Annotated in this window: 9 protein-coding genes; 7 read left to right on the top strand and 2 right to left on the bottom strand. The window is 65.3% G+C overall.

The features are described from left to right. Positions 1 to 58 precede the first annotated feature (58 nt). A complete protein-coding gene (locus ACREB7_RS03150) occupies positions 59 to 997 on the bottom strand; it encodes a TPR domain-containing protein (RefSeq protein WP_431590833.1) in 939 nt (312 codons plus the stop codon). 159 nt (positions 998 to 1,156) lie between these two features. On the opposite strand from ACREB7_RS03150, the gene gdhA reads away from it, so the two are divergent. The 6 genes from gdhA (at position 1,157) to ACREB7_RS03120 (ending at position 13,001) form a co-directional block, all read left to right on the top strand. Next, a complete protein-coding gene (gene gdhA / locus ACREB7_RS03145; protein WP_431590832.1) occupies positions 1,157 to 2,512 on the top strand; it encodes an NADP-specific glutamate dehydrogenase in 1,356 nt (451 codons plus the stop codon). A 54-nt stretch (positions 2,513 to 2,566) separates the two neighbouring features. After that, on the top strand, positions 2,567 to 4,021 hold the full coding sequence (locus tag ACREB7_RS03140; protein ID WP_431590831.1) for a multiheme c-type cytochrome: 1,455 nt from the start codon (positions 2,567 to 2,569) through the stop codon (positions 4,019 to 4,021). Positions 4,022 to 4,026: 5 nt separating this feature from the next. Continuing rightward, the gene (locus tag ACREB7_RS03135) at positions 4,027 to 6,009 is read left to right on the top strand and encodes a heme-binding protein (RefSeq protein WP_431590830.1); all 1,983 of its coding nucleotides are present in this window, start codon (positions 4,027 to 4,029) and stop codon (positions 6,007 to 6,009) included. A 3-nt stretch (positions 6,010 to 6,012) separates the two neighbouring features. Beyond that, positions 6,013 to 7,980: a hypothetical protein gene (locus ACREB7_RS03130; RefSeq protein WP_431590829.1), complete on the top strand. Its 1,968-nt coding sequence runs from the start codon at positions 6,013 to 6,015 to the stop codon at positions 7,978 to 7,980. A gap of 3 nt (positions 7,981 to 7,983) precedes the next feature. Further along, entirely contained in the window at positions 7,984 to 12,360 is a 4,377-nt protein-coding gene (locus ACREB7_RS03125; protein WP_431590828.1) for a hypothetical protein, read from the top strand. Between the two features lie 74 nt (positions 12,361 to 12,434). Beyond that, a complete protein-coding gene (locus ACREB7_RS03120; protein ID WP_431590827.1) occupies positions 12,435 to 13,001 on the top strand; it encodes a putative colanic acid biosynthesis acetyltransferase in 567 nt (188 codons plus the stop codon). Here the strand turns inward: ACREB7_RS03120 and ACREB7_RS03115 are convergent. After that, positions 12,998 to 15,091, bottom strand: coding sequence for a RelA/SpoT family protein (locus ACREB7_RS03115; RefSeq protein WP_431590826.1), 2,094 nt, complete (start codon positions 15,089 to 15,091; stop codon positions 12,998 to 13,000). The two genes, ACREB7_RS03120 and ACREB7_RS03115, sit on opposite strands and share 4 nt — an antisense overlap. Positions 15,092 to 15,218: 127 nt before the next feature. On the opposite strand from ACREB7_RS03115, the gene ACREB7_RS03110 reads away from it, so the two are divergent. Beyond that, positions 15,219 to 16,109 carry a glycosyltransferase family 2 protein gene (locus tag ACREB7_RS03110; protein ID WP_431590825.1) on the top strand — a complete coding sequence of 297 codons (891 nt, stop codon included), beginning with the start codon at positions 15,219 to 15,221 and terminating at the stop codon, positions 16,107 to 16,109. The last annotated feature ends 44 nt before the right edge of the window (positions 16,110 to 16,153 follow it).

Here is a 16,153-nt window from a genome sequence, read left to right as displayed (position 1 = left end):
CAAGCTCAGGGCAAACGGGGATTGGGAAGCCCTCTTTGTGGCTTTGTGCGAGTCCCAGTTACGCCCCCGGCACGCCCAGCAGCTGCGCCTGCGCCTTCAATCGCGCGGCCGCGCCCGGATTGGCCGCGATGCCGTCCTTCAGCGCCTGCGCCGCCTTGGCGCTTTCGCCCAGCGTCATGCGGCTGCGCATCAGCATGATCCAGCGGTCGACGTCGGCCGGATTGGCCTTCAGCTTCGTCTCCAGCCCGTCGACCATGCCCTGGATCATCACGTCCTGCTGGCCCTTGGGGAGCTGCGATGCCGCTTCCATGTCCGACCGGCTCGGTCCCGGAATCGCCCGCGCGGCGACCGGGATCTCGTCGGCGGTCAACGGGCGCGGCCGGGTGCCGGCGAGCCGCGCGGCGACCTCGATCTTGTGGATCGCGCCGACCTGCTCGATCGTGCGGCGCAGGTCGGCCTCCCACGGCGCGCCCTGCGGCGTGTCTTCGAGCAGCGCGAACCAGTCGGCGATCGCGCCCTTATGGTCGCCGCCGACATCCTTCTTCACCGCGAGGAAATAGCGCGCGCGGGGATCCTTGGGCGACAGCGCGATCGCCTTGTCGAACGCTTCGAGCGCTTTCGCCGGCATCGGGTCGCTGTCGCTCGCCATCACCCGCGCTTCGCCGAGCGCCGACCACAGCCCCGCCGAATCCGGCGACAGCGCCACCGCTTTTTCATACGCCGTTGCTGCGCCGCCAAAATCGCCAAGGTCGAATCGTGCCGCGCCCAGCTGCATCCACGCATCGGGACTGTTCGGTTCCTTCCTGGTCCGCGCCTCCAGCGCGGCGAGCTGGTCCGACGGCGCGGCGACCGCTTCGGGCGCCGCGCTGGCGCTGTCCCCCGCGGAATCCCGCCAGATCGCATAACCGATCGCCGCCGCCAGCAGCACGAAGGCGGCGATCAGGATCGCGCGATTGATGCCCGTCATGCCGCCGGCCATCTTGTTGCTCTCGCTCATTTTTGCCCCTTTGTTCGCATCTGCGAAAAAAACCATGCGACACTTGCTGGTGTCTTGCCTTTGCCGGACGATGGTGTAGCCTTTGAAGGGCAAGGTCGGTCAACGACAAAATCGTCAACGGGTCGCACCGATTTTCCCAATTCAACAGGGGAGGGGTGCATGGCAGTATCGGATCATGTCGATTTTTCGACATTCATGGAGGGCGTGAAAAAGCGCAATCCGGGGCAGACGGAGTTTGTCCAGGCGGTTCAGGAAGTCTCCGAAGACATTTTCGACTTCATCAAGGACAAGGAAGAATATCACGCGCAGCAGATCCTGCGGCGCATCGCCGAACCCGACCGGGTCGTGTCCTTCCGCGTCTGCTGGGAAGACGATAATGGCAACGTCCGCGTCCAGCGCGGCTGGCGCGTCCAGAACAACAACGCCATCGGCCCGTATAAGGGCGGCATCCGCTTCCACCCCTCGGTCACCGAATCGGTGCTCAAATTCCTCGCCTTCGAACAGACGTTCAAAAATGCGCTGACCGGGCTGCCGATGGGCGGCGGCAAGGGCGGGTCGAATTTCAATCCCAAGGGCAAGAGCGTGCGCGAGATCATGCGCTTCTGCCAAAGCTTTATGACCGAGCTCTATCGCCACATCGGCGCCGACATCGACGTGCCGGCGGGCGACATCGGGGTCGGCGGCCGCGAGATCGGCTTCATGTTCGGCCAGTATAAGCGCATCACCAACGAATTCACCGGGGTGCTCACCGGCAAGGGCCTCGAATGGGGCGGCTCGCTGATCCGGACCGAGGCGACCGGCTATGGCGCGGTCTATTTCCTCGCCAACATGCTCGCCGCCAAGGGCCAGGACCTGGTCGGCAAGACCGCCGTCATCTCGGGCTCGGGCAATGTCGCGACCCACGCCGCCGAAAAGATCGTCCAGCTCGGCGGCAAGGTGCTGACCCTCTCCGATTCGGGCGGCTTCATCCACGATCCCGATGGCATCACCCAGGAAAAAATCGACTGGGTGAAGGTGCACAAGACGCACCGCCGCGGCCGGATCGAGGAATATTGCGACGAGTTCAAGAATGCGTCCTTCACCGCCGGCAAGACGCCATGGGGTGTCCAGTGCGACGTCGCGCTGCCGTGCGCGACGCAGAACGAGCTGCTTGGCGACGATGCCAAGATGCTGGTCAAGAACGGTTGCATCGCGGTCAGCGAAGGCGCCAACATGCCGACCAACCTCGAGGGCGTGCATGTCTTCAAGGATGCGAAGATCATGTTCGCGCCGGGCAAGGCCGCCAACGCCGGCGGCGTTGCGGTCTCGGGGCTCGAGATGAGCCAGAACAGCGAACGCCGCAGCTGGAAGGAAAGCGAGCTGCAGCAGATGCTCAAGGACATCATGGACGGCATCCACAACAGCTGTATCACCTATGGCGATCAGGGCGGTGGTTATATCGACTATGTGAAGGGCGCCAATATCGCCGGCTTCAAGAAGGTGGCCGATGCCATGCTGGCGTTCGGGGTGGTGTAGGTTTCGGGCCGAGGCGCAAAAAGCGCCCGGTCCGGGTTAACAAGGGGTTCTGCGATGACGACGCACGCTGGAAGGGAGCGCCGCGATCGGCCTTGGGTGGCTTTTGCCGCCCTTGTGCTGATGTTGGCGACGCTTGTCGTGGCCGCCGTCATCGCCGCTCCGCCCGCCCGCTCGCAGGGTGAAAACGGCGCGCGCTTCGTCGGCGTCGCGTCCTGTGCCGGATCGACCTGTCACGGCCGGATGGAAGGCGACGGCCAATATGTTCGCCAGGACGAGCTGATGAAATGGCAGGAGCCGTCGACCCCCGGCGGCGCGCACAGCCGCGCCTGGGCGGTGCTGGGCAACAGCCGAAGCCAGGTCATCGCCCGCAATCTGGGGCTCACGGATGCGGCGACGGCGCCGATGTGTCTCGGCTGCCACAGCGATGTCGCGAAGGCCGGGGCGTCGGCGGTGCTCGCCGACGGGGTCAGCTGTGAATCCTGCCACGGCCCCGCCGGTGGATGGCTGGCCAGCCATTATGCGGGGGTCGGCACCACCGCCGATCCCGACCGCGAAAGCCGCGAAAAGCATCTCGCCAATATCCGGGCGGGCCTGGCGGAGCTCGAGAATCCCGTCGAGCGCGCCGAGGTTTGCGTCGATTGCCACTTCGGCAAGGCGCGTGACGGCCAGTTTGTGACCCATCGGATCATGGCGGCGGGGCATCCGCGCATCAGCTTCGAACTCGACCTCTTCTCGTCGCTCCAGGCGCATCACCAGGAGGATGAGGATTATGGCTGGCGCAAGTTCGGTGTGAAGAACGCGCGGACCGACCATGTCCAGATGTGGGCGGTCGGCCAGGCGGTGGCGCTCGAACGCAGCCTCCAGCTTTTCCAGTCGAAGCGCGGGACTGAGGGCATGTTCCCCGAATTCTACTTCCTCGACTGCCACAGCTGCCATCGCCGCATCTATGATCAGGCGAAGCCGGTGAAGACGAGCATGGACAATCCCGGTCGCGCGCTCGGCAACGGCCTTGGCTGGCCCGAAGGCATGCCGCCCTATAATGACGAGAATCTGATCATGCTGTCGGCCGCCGCGCGCATTGCCGCCCCCGGACTGGCCGACCAGCTTGCGGCGCGCACCGCCGCCTTCCACCGGGCGATGACGGTCGACCGCGCCAGCGCCGCCGCCGCCGCCGCGCAGCTCGGACAGACCGTCGCGGCGCTCAAGACCGCCTTCGCCGCGCGCAGTTTCTCGGGCGCCGATGCCTTCGCGCTCGTCGATGCGATTTCGGCCAAGGCGCTGGGTGACCGGCTGACCGATTATTCGGGATCGCAGCAGGCGGTGATGGGAGTCGACACCCTGCTCAACTCGATGGTCTCGTCGGGGCGGATCACCGTGGGCGCCGCCGCCGGCATCCGCGGCGACATCGACCGCGCCTATGCGGCGGTGAAGGACCCCAATGCCTATAAACCCGCCGAATTCCAGGCCTCGCTCGGCAGCGCGGTGCGCGCCATCCGGGCGCTGCGCTGATCGTCATGCAGAACCATAGCCGCCTCTTCCGCTCGACCGCCCTTGCCGCGATCGCCGCGCTGTTCCTGTCCTCCTGTGGAGGGGGCGGTGGCGGCGGCAATCCCCCCCCGACCCCGACACCCACGCCGACCCCGACACCCACCCCGACCGGCAGCGTCTTCACCCAGCCGGGCAGTGAATCGCTGAGCGTCGCCGACGTCCAGGCGGTGATGGCGGGCGCGATCGCCGAGGCGCAGGCGCAGGGCCTGCCGTCGGTCATCGCGGTCACCGACCGCGTCGGCAATGTTCTCGGCATCTTCCGCATGAATGGCGCGCGCGCCACTGCGACGACCGCCGCCGCGCCCAATGGCGTCAACATGGACGCGCAGAATGTCACGGTTCCGGCCGAGGCCGGAGCGATCGCGAAAGCCGTGACCGGGGCCTATCTGTCCAGCGCGGGCAACGCCTTTTCGTCGCGCACCGCGAGCCAGATCGTCCAGGAACATTTCCCGCCCGCGCCGACGACGGTCGGGCTCGAAAGCGGTCCGCTGTTCGGTGTCCAGTTCAGCCAGCTGCCGTGCAGCGACCTCAGCGCGCGCTTCGGTGCCCCCGGCGGCGCGGCGCTGATCGGACCGAAACGCTCGCCGCTCGGTCTCTCGGCGGACCCCGGCGGATTGCCGCTTTATAAGAATGGCAAGCTCGTCGGCGGCATCGGGGTGATGGGCGACGGTGTTTATGGCAGCGACCCGAATATCCTCGACGTCGACAATGACGCCGAGGAATTCATCGCGCTCGCCGGCACGCGCGGGTTCGAGGCGCCGACGAGCATCACCGCCGACAAGATCACCGTCGACGGCACGACCTTGCGCTTTTCCGATGCGACCTATGGCGGCTTGAAGTCATCGACCGGCGCGAGCTTCGCAAGCTTCAACGGCAGTGCGGGCAATCTGGTCGCGGTGATCGGCTATAATAATGCCGCGATCATCGCGGGCACCGTCTATGGCACCGAGGCGTCGGGCATGCGCCCCTCGACCGCCGCCGAATTCAGCAACCCCGACGCCTATGTCCTCACCGATGGCAGCGGGACGAACCGCTATCCGGTTCGCGCCGCGACCGACGCCGCGAGCAACAGCGCCCCGCTCACCCAGGCCGAAGTGCGCGCGGTGATGGAGGAGGCCTTCACGATCATCAGCCGCGCGCGCGGCCAGATCCGCCGTCCGCTCGACAGCCGCGCGCAGGTGTCGGTCAGCGTCGTCGACACCCATGGCGCGGTCCTCGGTATCGTCCGGTCGCCCGACGCGCCGATTTTCGGCACCGACGTCAGCCTGCAGAAGGCGCGCACCGCGACCTTCTTCTCGAACAGCATCGCCGGCGCCAACCTCAGCGCCAATACCAGCGCCGACGTCCGCCAGTTCGTCACCGCGACCCGGACCTTCCTGGGGGATCCCGCCGCACTCACCGGCACCCATGCTTTCTCCGACCGTGCGAACGGCAATCTGTCGCGACCCTATTTCCCCGATGGCGAGGTCGGGCGTCCAAACGGACCGCTGTCGCGCCCGATCGCGCAGTTCAACCCCTTCTCGACCGGGCTGCAATCGGCGCTCGTCATCGGCAATATCGGGCAGCATCTGGGCTTCGTCACCGGGGCCAGCCCGACCGATACGCCGCAGCGCTGCACGACGCTTCCCGACACGCCGTCGGGCACCAACCGGCTGCAGAACGGCATCCAGATCTTCCCGGGGTCGGTCCCCATCTATCGCGGCAACCAGCTGGTCGGCGGCATCGGCGTATCGGGCGATGGTATCGACCAGGACGATATGATCAGCTTCCTCGGCGCGCATAATGGCGGCGCGCGCGTCGGCGGCATCGGCAATGCACCGCCCGCGATCCGTTCGGACCGCATCATCGTCAACCTCGCCGGCGGCGCCTCGGTGCGGCTGCGCTATATCGGCTGTCCCTTCGCCCCCTTCCTCGATACGGCGCAGCAAAATGTCTGCGACGGGCTCTAGACGATGAGCCTCGCGGGAAGCAGCCTTTGGCCGATCATCGCCAGCCTGGCGGCACAGGGTGCCCCGGGCGAGGCGGCCGAGCCTGCGCCGACCGCGGCGGAAGAAGCGCCCGCTGCCGATCCGTCGCTCGACGACCTGACCCCGCCGCCGCCGCCGATCAACTGGCAGGAGATGATGAGCGAGGACCTCGTCACCCAGATCATCGAGGGCCGCCGCCGCCCGGGCTATCGCCCCGACCTGCCCGACCAGCTGACCCAGGACAATGTCGGCGCGCTGCGCCCGCCGCCGCCCGAGGCCTTTCCGGGGATGAAGGACCAGCTTCCGGTTCCCGATCGCTGGCGGCTGATCGAAAGCCTTAACGTCGTCAAGGAACACTGGTTCGATCCCTATCATCAGAACACCTACAAGGGTGACCGCCCGATCTGCATCCCGACCGAGGAGGAGCAGGCGCTGCGCGCGCGGACCGGTGAAGTGCGCTGCAAGACGCCCAAATTCCTGGGGCTCAAGGGCGAAGACTGGTTTTTTGTCGTCAACGCCATTTCGGACACGGTGTTCGAACCGCGCACCTTCCCGATCCCGGTCGGCGTCCAGACGACGTCGCGCCCCGGCAGCCTCGACGTGTTTGGCAAGAACCGCAGCTTCGTGGCGGCGCAGACCTTCATTGTCGGCGCCGCGCTGATCAAGGGGTCGACCGCGTTCAAGCCGCCCGACGTCGAATATCGCCTGACCCTCGCTTACCAGGCCAACTATGTCGACGTGCCCGAACGGCGCGTGCTCGATGTGCGTCCGTCGAAGAAGAGCAACCGTTTCGACCATTTCATCGGCGTGCAGGAATTGTTCGTCGACAAGCATCTCGACAATGACAGCGACCGTTTCGATTTCCACTCGATCCGGGTGGGCATCCAGCCGTTCCAGAGCGATTTCCGCGGCTTCCTGTTCCAGGATTCGCAGCTCGGCATCCGCTTGTTCGGCAACCGCGACAACAACCGCTTCCAATATAATCTCGCCGCCTTCTGGCGGCTGGAAAAGGACACCAACTCCGGGCTCAACGACATCACCCAGACGCCGCGCGACGATTTCATCTTCACCGGCAATCTCTATCGCCAGGATTTCCCGTTCGTCGGGCTGACCAGCCAGGTCAGCGTGACCTATAATATGAACCGCGAAAAGAACGACATCCAGATCGACCATAATGGTTTCCCGGTGCGCCCCGCGCTGCTCGGCGACCTTAAGGGCCGCGAATATGATGTCGTCTATCTGGGCTATAGCGCCGACGGGCGGATCGGCCGGATCAATGTGACCGCGAGCTTCTATGCGGCGCTGGGCGAGGATCGGAACAGCTTCTTCACCAGCAAGCCCGCCAAGATTCGCGCTGGCTTCGGCGCGGTCGAACTCAGCTACGACCATGACTGGATGCGCTTCCGCCTGTCGGGCCTCTACGCGACCGGCGACCGCGACCCCTATAACAATACCGAGGGCGGCTTCGACGCGATCTTCGAAAATCCGATCTTCGGCGGCGCCGACACCAGCTACTGGATTCGCCAGACGATTCCCTTCGCCGGCGGCGGGCGCGTCATCGCGATCTCGGGCCGCAACGGCATATTGAACTCGCTGCGCTCGTCGAAGGAAGAGGGGCAGTCGAACTTCAACAATCCCGGTACCGTCTTCGTCGGCGTCGGCGGCGATTTCGACCTGTCGCCCGAAGTGCGCGTCAGCACCAATTTCAACCATCTCTGGTTCGCCGACACCTCAAGCCTGCAGGTGCTGCGCAGCGAAGGCTCGATCCCCAAGGATATCGGTTTCGACCTGTCGCTCGCCGGCATCTGGCGGCCCAAGGCGACCCAGAATATCGTCGGCCGCCTCAGCGCCGCAGTGCTGCTGCCGGGCAAGGGGTTCAAGGATCTGTTCGACAATAAAGAGGGCGACCGGGCCTATCTCTCGATCCTCGCCAATGTGATTGTGAGTTTTTAGATGATGGCCCGCAAGCTCCTTGCCCTGCTCGCGTTCGTCCTGATGGGCGTCAGCCTTGTCGCCACCATCGGGCGCGCGTCCGAGGGTGAAAAGCCGGTCAAGGTCGAATATCGCTTCAGCCCGCCCGCGCCGCGCGAACAGCCGGGCACGACCTTCGAGGAACGCGAAGCGGCGGTGCTCGCGAAATCGAAGGGCTGCTACAGCTGCCATACCCAGACCGATGCGCCGTCGATGCATGCGACCCCGGCGGTGCAACTCGGCTGCGTCGACTGTCATGGCGGCGACGCCGAATCGCCCGCCGCCTTCGGCAACGCCAAGCTGGGCTATGACAATCCCTATAATCTCGCGGCGATGAAGGTCGCGCATCCGCAACCGACGCTGCCCGACAGCTGGGGCCACAGCTCGGCGAATCCGAAACGCAGCTACACCTTGCTCAACAAGGAAGCGCCCGAGTTCATCCGCTTCATCAACCCCAGCGACTATCGCGTCGCGCGAGAGGCGTGCGGGGCGTGCCACCTCGAGGTGATCGAGGCGACCGAACGCTCGATGATGTCGACCGGGGCGATGCTGTGGGGCGGCGCGGCGTATAACAACGGCATCGTTCCCTATAAAAATTACATCTTTGGCGAGGCTTATACCCGTACGGGCGAGGCCGCGTGCATCCTGTCACCCACCACGTCGATGACGCCGGAAGAATATAAGAATGCATGCAGCCCCAAGGTCCCCTTCGCCAAGATCCTGACCGACAAGGAGCGCGCGCGCGGCGCGCTCGGCAAGATGTACCCGCTGCCGCGCTGGAGCGTACTACCGCCCGGTGACGTCTTTCGCGTTTTCGAGCGCGGCGGGCGCAACATCAACACCCAATTCCCCGAAATCGGCCTGCCCAATCCGACCGGCAGCATCCAGCGCCTCGAGGAGCCGGGTCGCCCCGACCTCAAGCAATCGAACCGGGGTCCCGGCACCGGGCTGCGCGTGTCGATCCCCGTCCTCAACATCCACAAGACGCGTCTCAACGATCCCTTGATGTGGTTCATGGGCACCAACGACCAGCCCGGCGATTATCGCCATTCGGGCTGCTCGGGCTGCCATGTGATCTACGCCAATGATCGCGAACCGCGCCACAGCCTGACCTATTCGAAATATGGCCGCGACGGCGAGACCGCGACGATCGACCCGACGATCCGCGACCGCAAGTGGAAGCCCGAGAGTGACGGCCATGGCGGCAAGGCGCAGGGCGGCGGCGGGTCGGACCATGGCGACCCCGCCAAACACGCCCCCGACGAAGAAAAACATGGCGGGCTGATCGACCCGGCCGACGCGGCTGCCGGGCCGCAGGTCTTCGCCAAAAAGGAACGGCTGGAGGCGGGCCACCCGATCAAGCACAGCTTCACGCGCTCGATCCCGACCTCACAGTGCATGTCCTGCCACATGCACCAGCCGAACATCTTCCTGAACTCCTACCTCGGCTACACGATGTGGGACTATGAATCGGATGCGCCGCAAATGTGGCCCGGCCCGGACAACACCGCGCCGCGCCCGCCCGGGATGGACGAAAAGGACTATCTGAAGAAATATAAGCAGCAGCATTATCCGACCGCTGCCGAGGTCCACAAGGTGCTCGAACGCAACCCCGAGGCGGCGGCGGCGCGCGGGCTGTGGGCCGATGTCGAATTCCTGCGCGACGTCTATGACGTCAACGACACCAACCAGAACACCCAGTTCGCCGACTATCACGGCCATGGCTGGAACTTTCGCGGCATCTTCAAGCGCGATCGCGAAGGCAATCTGCTGACCGCCGACGGCAATATGGCGACTTACGGCACCGACCCGAACATCATCGATCCCAAGGATCCGGAGAAATGGCGCAAGAGCTGCAGCCATTATACCGATCCCAAGGAGCGCGACCTCTGCCTGTCGAGCGCCGATCTCGGCCGTCCGGGGGTCGAGGGCAAGTTCGTGCCGCCCGGCATCAACCCCGGCAAGGCGGTCCATATGATGGACATCCACGCCGAAAAGGGCATGCAATGCGCCGACTGCCACTTCGCACAGGACAGCCATGGCAATGGCTATATCCAGGGCGAGGTCGCCAACGCGGTCGAAATCGGATGCAAGGATTGCCACGGCACCGCCGATGCGCTGCCCAACCTCTTGACCTCGAACGTCGCGGCGCGGCCGCAGGGCACCAATCTCGCGCTGCTCCGCAACCCCGACGGGCGGAGGCGCTTCGAATTCCAGTATAATGACAATGGCGACGTCACCGGGCTGATCCAGCGTTCGATCGTCGATCCGAAACTCGAATGGCAGGTCAGCCTCGTCAAGCAGGCGGTGACCCCGGGACCGCATTTCAACGCCAAGGCGGCGCGCGCCAAGCTGATGGCGCGCAGCGGCGGCGACGACGGCAAATATGAATGGGGTCCCGAGATCGCGAAGGAAGACCGGGCGCACGGCGAAGACAAGATGACCTGCTTCACCTGCCACCTCTCCTGGACGACGAGTTGCGGCGGCTGCCATTTGCCGATCGAGGCGAACTGGAAGACCAGCATGCACCATTTCGAGGGGGAAGAGACGCGCAACTTCGCGACCTACAACCCGCAGGTTGCGCGCGACGAGATGTTCCAGCTTGGCCGCCACCAGCTCACCAAGCCCGGGGAGCCGGGTCCGAACGGCGAGGTCCGCGGCATCATCACGCCGGTGCGATCGACCTCGGCGCTGGTCCTGTCGTCGACCAACATCAACCGCGAACGCATCTATGTGCAGCAGCCGCCGATTTCGTCGGCGGGCTTTTCGAGCCAGGCCTTCGCGCCGCATTTCCCGCACACCGTCCGCAAACAGGAAACCAAACAGTGCAGCGACTGCCATGTGTCGGAAAAGGACGACAATAATGCAATCATGGCGCAGCTGAACCTGCTCGGCACCAATTTTGTCAATTTTGTCGGGCTGAACGTCTGGTCGGGTCAGGACGGCAGTTTCCAGGCGACGCGCGTGACCGAATGGGACGAGCCGCAGGCGGTGATCGGCAGCTATCTGCAGAAATATGCCTATCCCGACTATTGGAAGCTGCACGTCGAGCAGAACGGGCGCGAGCTGAAGAATTGGGTGCGCGGCAAGACCTTCGACAAGAAGGTGTCGGGCGAAAAATATGCGCTCGAGGAATTCGCCAACATCGTCCAGGACACCAGCGGCCGGGTGAACTGCCTGCAACAGCGCGGCGAATATATGTTCGTCGCCGAAGGGAAGGGCGGCTTCCGCGTCTATGACGTCGCGTCGATCGGCAACAAGGGCTTCTCCGAGCGCATCATTCGCGCTCCCTTCTCTTCGCTCGGGCACGACACGCATGTGAAGACGACGGACGCGACCTGCATGGCGATCGCGACGACCCAGCCGATCAGCATGAAGCGGAACATCGACATCCGCGAAAAATATCCGGAAAATCACGAACAGGAAATGCACGCCATCTATCGCTATGCGGTGATCACCGATCGCGTCGAAGGCCTCGTCCTCGTCGATATCGACACGATGGCGAACGCGGAATTCCGCGACAACAAACTGTCGCGCGCGTTGACCTGGAACCCGGACGGAATCCTGACGGGGGCGCGGCACGTCACGCTGGCGGGCAGCGATGCGTATATCACGACCGACTTCGGACTGGTGGTGCTCGACCTGCGCAACCCGTTGGCGCCGGCGGTGAAGGCGAAGGTGCCGATGACCGATGCTCGCGCCAGCGCTGTCCAGTTCCGCTATCTGTGGGTCACCGACGCCGAGGGCGTGAAGCTGTTCGACATCACGCACATCGACGACGACAAGACTCCCCGTCTCGAGCCGGTGCCGTCGGGTAGCGTGCGCCTCGCCAATGCCCGCAAAGTCTATCTGGCCCGCACCTATATGTATGTCGCGGCGAAGGAGGAGGGCCTGATCATCGTCGATATCACGCGACCCGCCGCGCCGGTCGTCTGGCCGCGCCTCGCGATCGAGGGGGCGCCGACCGACGCCGAGGATGTCATCGTCGCCTCGACCAACGCCTCGCTCTTCGCCTATGTCGCCGACGGTCGCAACGGCATCAAGGTGCTGCAACTGACCAGCCCCGACAACGCCGGCCTCTATGGCTTTTCGCCAAAGCCGACGCCGCAGATGATCGCCTGGGCCAAGACACCGTCGCCGGCGCTGGCGCTGTCGAAGGGGCTCGACCGCGACCGGGCCGTCGACGAAACCGGCGGTCAGATCGCGGTGTTCGGCCGCCTCGGCTCGCGCCCCTTCACCCGGCCCGAGATGGAGAAATTGTTCCTGAACGGCCGGGGCAATGTCTACAAGGTGCGCGACAGCGATCCGAAGGACCCCGAGCAAGCGGCGGCGTGGCGCGGCCCCGACAAGTTCGGCGGCTAGCCAATCGCGCCGACCTGTGCGAGAGCATCGCGTCGGCGGACCGTCCCGCCGCGCCGTTGATATGAGACGATAAGATGCGCCCGGTCGTGATTCCCCATCCCAGTCCCGGCGACAAATTGCGCCGCGCGCTGTGGAATGCCGCCTGGCTCCTGCTCTACCGCCCCAGCCCGATCCCGCTCCATGGCTGGCGCCGCTGGCTGCTTCGGCTGTTCGGCGCCAGAATCGGCCCGCAGGCGCGGCCCTATCCCAGCGCGCGCATCTGGGCGCCATGGAATTTCGCCATGGGAGAGGGCAGCACGCTTGGCCCGCGCAGCGAAATCTATTCGGTGGCGCAGGTGACGCTCGGCCCCTGGTCGGTGGTCAGCCAGCGCGCCTATCTCTGCACCGCCAGCCACGATATCCACGCCCCCGGCTTCGCGCTCACCGCCGCGCCGATCGTCGTCGGCCGCAACGCCTGGGTCGCCGCCGACGCCTTTGTCGGCCCCGGCGTGACGCTCGCCGATGGCGCGGTCGCGGCGGCGCGCGCGGTGGTGATCAAGGATGTCGCGCACAACGTCATCGTCGGCGGCAATCCCGCCGCGCCGATCGGCGAAGGTCGCCTCGCCGATTTCGCCGATGGATCGGTGAAGCCCGGGGGTTAGAGCCGCTCGGCCTGCACCACCGTGTCGGATGCGCGCAGCGCCGACAGAATGCGCATCAGGTGATGGACGTCGCGCACCTCGACGACGACGTCATAGGTGTGAAAGCCGCCTTCGCGGTTCGACAGGCGCAAATTGGTGATGTTCGCCGAATTGGCGGCAAGGATGCCCGACATTTCGGCGAGCGTGCCGGGTTCGTTGAGGATCACGATGCACAGCCGCGCATTGCCGCCCTCGCTGTCTTCCTGCCAGCGCAGGTCTATCCAGTCCGCATCGACCCCGTCGGCGAGACTGGGACAGTCGATGACATGCACCTCGATCCCCTCGCCCGGCCGCGCCAGCCCGACGATGCGGTCGCCGGGCACCGGGTGGCAGCAGTCGGCGAGCTGATAGGCGACCCCGGGAGTCAGTCCCTCGATCGACACCGCCGCGCCCTGCGCCAGCTTGCCGGGTTTCGATTTCATCTCGGCGGTGATGCCGGGGACGAGCGCTTCGAGCACCGCGTCGTCGGACAGGCGCCTTTTGCCGATCGCGACGTAGAGCGCGGTGTCGTCTTCGAGCTTGAGGCGGGTCAGCGCCGCCGCGCGCGCCTTGTCGCCGATCCGGCCGGGCAGCCGCGCGACGATCTCGTCATACATCTTGCGCCCGAGCGCGGCGAGCTCGACCTTTTCCTTCGATCGCACATGGCGGCGGATCGCGGCGCGTGCCTTGCCGGTGACCGCAAAACCCAGCCAGGCGGGTTGCGGCGTCTGTTTGTCCGACGACAGAATCTCGACCGTATCGCCGTTCGCGAGCTGGGTGCGCAGCGGCACCAGCCGCCCGTTGACCTTCGCCCCGACGGTGCGGTCGCCGAGCCCCGTGTGGACCGCATAGGCGAAATCGACCGGAGTCGCGCCCTTGGGCAATTGGTGCAGGCTCCCCTTCGGCGTGAAGGCGAAGATGCGATCCTGATACATGGCGATGCGCGTGTTCTCGAGGAACTCGTCGGGATCGTGCGTTTGCTCGAGAATTTCGAGCAGGTCGCGGATCCACCCCGCCTGGCCGTCGGGGACCGCGCCGCCCTGCTTATAGGCCCAATGCGCGGCGAAGCCGAATTCGGACTGCTGGTGCATGCCCAGGCTGCGGATCTGGATCTCGATGCGCATATTCTGCTGGTGCATGATCGTCGTGTGCAGCGACTTGTAACCGTTGCGCTTGGGGGTCGAAATATAGTCCTTGAAGCGGCCGGGGACCATTTTCCATTTGCGGTGGATCAGGCCCAGCGCGGCATAGCAGTCGGCATCGGTCGGGGTGATGATGCGGAACGCGATGATGTCGGTCACCTGCTCGAAACTGACATGGCGTTCCTGCATCTTGCGCCAGATCGAATAGGGGTGCTTTTCGCGCCCCGAAACATCGGCCTCGATGCCGTTCTTTGCGAGCAATTCCTTGAAGTCGCGGCTGACCGCCGCGACCTTGTCCTTGCCGCCGGCGGTCAGCTTGGCGAGACGCCCGGTGATCGTGGCATAGGCCTCGGGCTCGAGCTCGCGAAACGCCAGCATCTGCATCTCGCGCATATATTCATACATGCCGATCCGCTCGGCGAGCGGGGCATAGATATCCATCGTTTCCTTGGCGATGCGCCGCCGCTTGTCGGGATTCTGGATGAAATGCAGCGTGCGCATATTGTGCAGCCGGTCCGCCAGCTTGACCAGCAGCACGCGGATGTCGTCGGACATGGCGAGCAGGAATTTGCGCAGATTCTCCGCCGCGCGCTCATTCTCGGTCTGCGCCTCGATCTTGCTGAGCTTGGTGACGCCGTCGACGAGCCGCCCGACGTCGGCGCCGAACAGCCGCTCGATCTCCTCTGGCGTGGTCAGCGTATCCTCGAGCGTGTCGTGGAGCAGCGCGGTGACGATCGTCTCGCTGTCAAGGTGGAGGTCGGTCAAAATGCCCGCGACCTCGACCGGATGGCTGAAATAGGGGTCGCCCGAGGCGCGTTTCTGGCTGCCGTGCTTCTGGACGGTGAAGACATAGGCGCGATTGAGCAACGCCTCGTCGACGTCGGGATCATAAGCGCGCACGCGCTCGACAAGTTCATACTGGCGCAGCATCCTGTCCCAATGTCGTGCATGCGGGGACAAATGCAATGCGAAACTTAACTGCGCGATGCCGCCATGGGCCCGCAATTTTGGTGAACGGCTTTGGAAGCATCGTGCGTCGGGGTTATGGCGAGAGGCAATGACAGGGACCAAGGCTCTCGATTCGACCGCGGCGCGCCCGCGGGTGTCGATGGTGATGCCCGTGCACAATGGTGCGCGCTGGCTCGATGCGGCCATCGCATCGGTTCTCGATCAGGATTTCGCCGATTTCGAGCTGATCCTCGTCGACGACGCGTCGCGCGACGACAGCCTCGCTATCATGGCGGCTGCGGCGGCGCGCGATGCGCGGGTCCGTCATTTCCGCCTCGACACCAACGTCGGGCTTCCCGCCGCGCTCAACCATGGCTTCGCCCAGGCGCGCGGTGACCTGCACAGCTGGACCTCGGACGACAATCTCCTCCGTCCGCAGATGCTCGACCGGCTGGTCGCGACGCTCGACGCCAATCCCGACGCCGGGGTGGCGTATGCCGACTTTTCCCTGATCGACGATGAAGGCAAGGACCTTGGCCGATCGCGCGTCGGCCCGGTCGAACGGCTGCTTCACGGTAACAATATCGGCGCCGCCTTTCTGTATCGCCGCGCCGTGACCGAGGCGCTCGACGGCTATGACGTCGGCCTGTTCGGGGTCGAGGACTATGACTTCTGGCTCCGCGCCGCGCAGCGCTTCGCCTTCGTCGAATTGCATGAGGATCTCTATCGCTACCGCAAGCACGGGGGCAGCCTGACCAGCCAGCGCGCCGACCAGATCCAGGCGTTGACCGCCGTGATCGTCGAGCGCGCGATGCCCGACCAGCTCCCGCCGCGCAGCCGCAGCGAAATCCTGCTCGGCCTTGCGCTCAAAAGCCGCACCCGCTGGCGCGTCGACCTCGTCCGCCGCGCCCTGCGCGCGCATCCCTCGACGGTGCTCGCGCGCTTGCCCGCGCTCGTGCGCTGGACGCTCGTCGTCGCGCGCAACCGCCTCGCGGCCTGAGCTCCGACACAGAAAAGCCGCCGCGCCTCCCCGGGGGTGCGGGA

The sequence above is a fragment of the Sphingopyxis sp. genome, assembly GCF_050725615.1.
Lineage (GTDB): Bacteria > Pseudomonadota > Alphaproteobacteria > Sphingomonadales > Sphingomonadaceae > Sphingopyxis.
Note: the sequence above shows the minus strand (reverse complement) of the source record. Positions and strands in the feature narration are given on the sequence as shown.

Excerpts from the sequence above, each read along its gene's own strand:
- ACREB7_RS03150 (WP_431590833.1), bottom strand. The coding sequence starts at position 997 with ATGAGCGAGAGCAACAAGATGGCCGGCGGCATGACGGGCATCAATCGC.
- gdhA (WP_431590832.1), top strand. The coding sequence starts at position 1,157 with ATGGCAGTATCGGATCATGTCGATTTTTCGACATTCATGGAGGGCGTG.
- ACREB7_RS03140 (WP_431590831.1), top strand. The coding sequence starts at position 2,567 with ATGACGACGCACGCTGGAAGGGAGCGCCGCGATCGGCCTTGGGTGGCT.
- ACREB7_RS03135 (WP_431590830.1), top strand. The coding sequence starts at position 4,027 with ATGCAGAACCATAGCCGCCTCTTCCGCTCGACCGCCCTTGCCGCGATC.
- ACREB7_RS03130 (WP_431590829.1), top strand. The coding sequence starts at position 6,013 with ATGAGCCTCGCGGGAAGCAGCCTTTGGCCGATCATCGCCAGCCTGGCG.
- ACREB7_RS03125 (WP_431590828.1), top strand. The coding sequence starts at position 7,984 with ATGGCCCGCAAGCTCCTTGCCCTGCTCGCGTTCGTCCTGATGGGCGTC.
- ACREB7_RS03120 (WP_431590827.1), top strand. The coding sequence starts at position 12,435 with ATGCGCCCGGTCGTGATTCCCCATCCCAGTCCCGGCGACAAATTGCGC.
- ACREB7_RS03115 (WP_431590826.1), bottom strand. The coding sequence starts at position 15,091 with ATGCTGCGCCAGTATGAACTTGTCGAGCGCGTGCGCGCTTATGATCCC.
- ACREB7_RS03110 (WP_431590825.1), top strand. The coding sequence starts at position 15,219 with ATGACAGGGACCAAGGCTCTCGATTCGACCGCGGCGCGCCCGCGGGTG.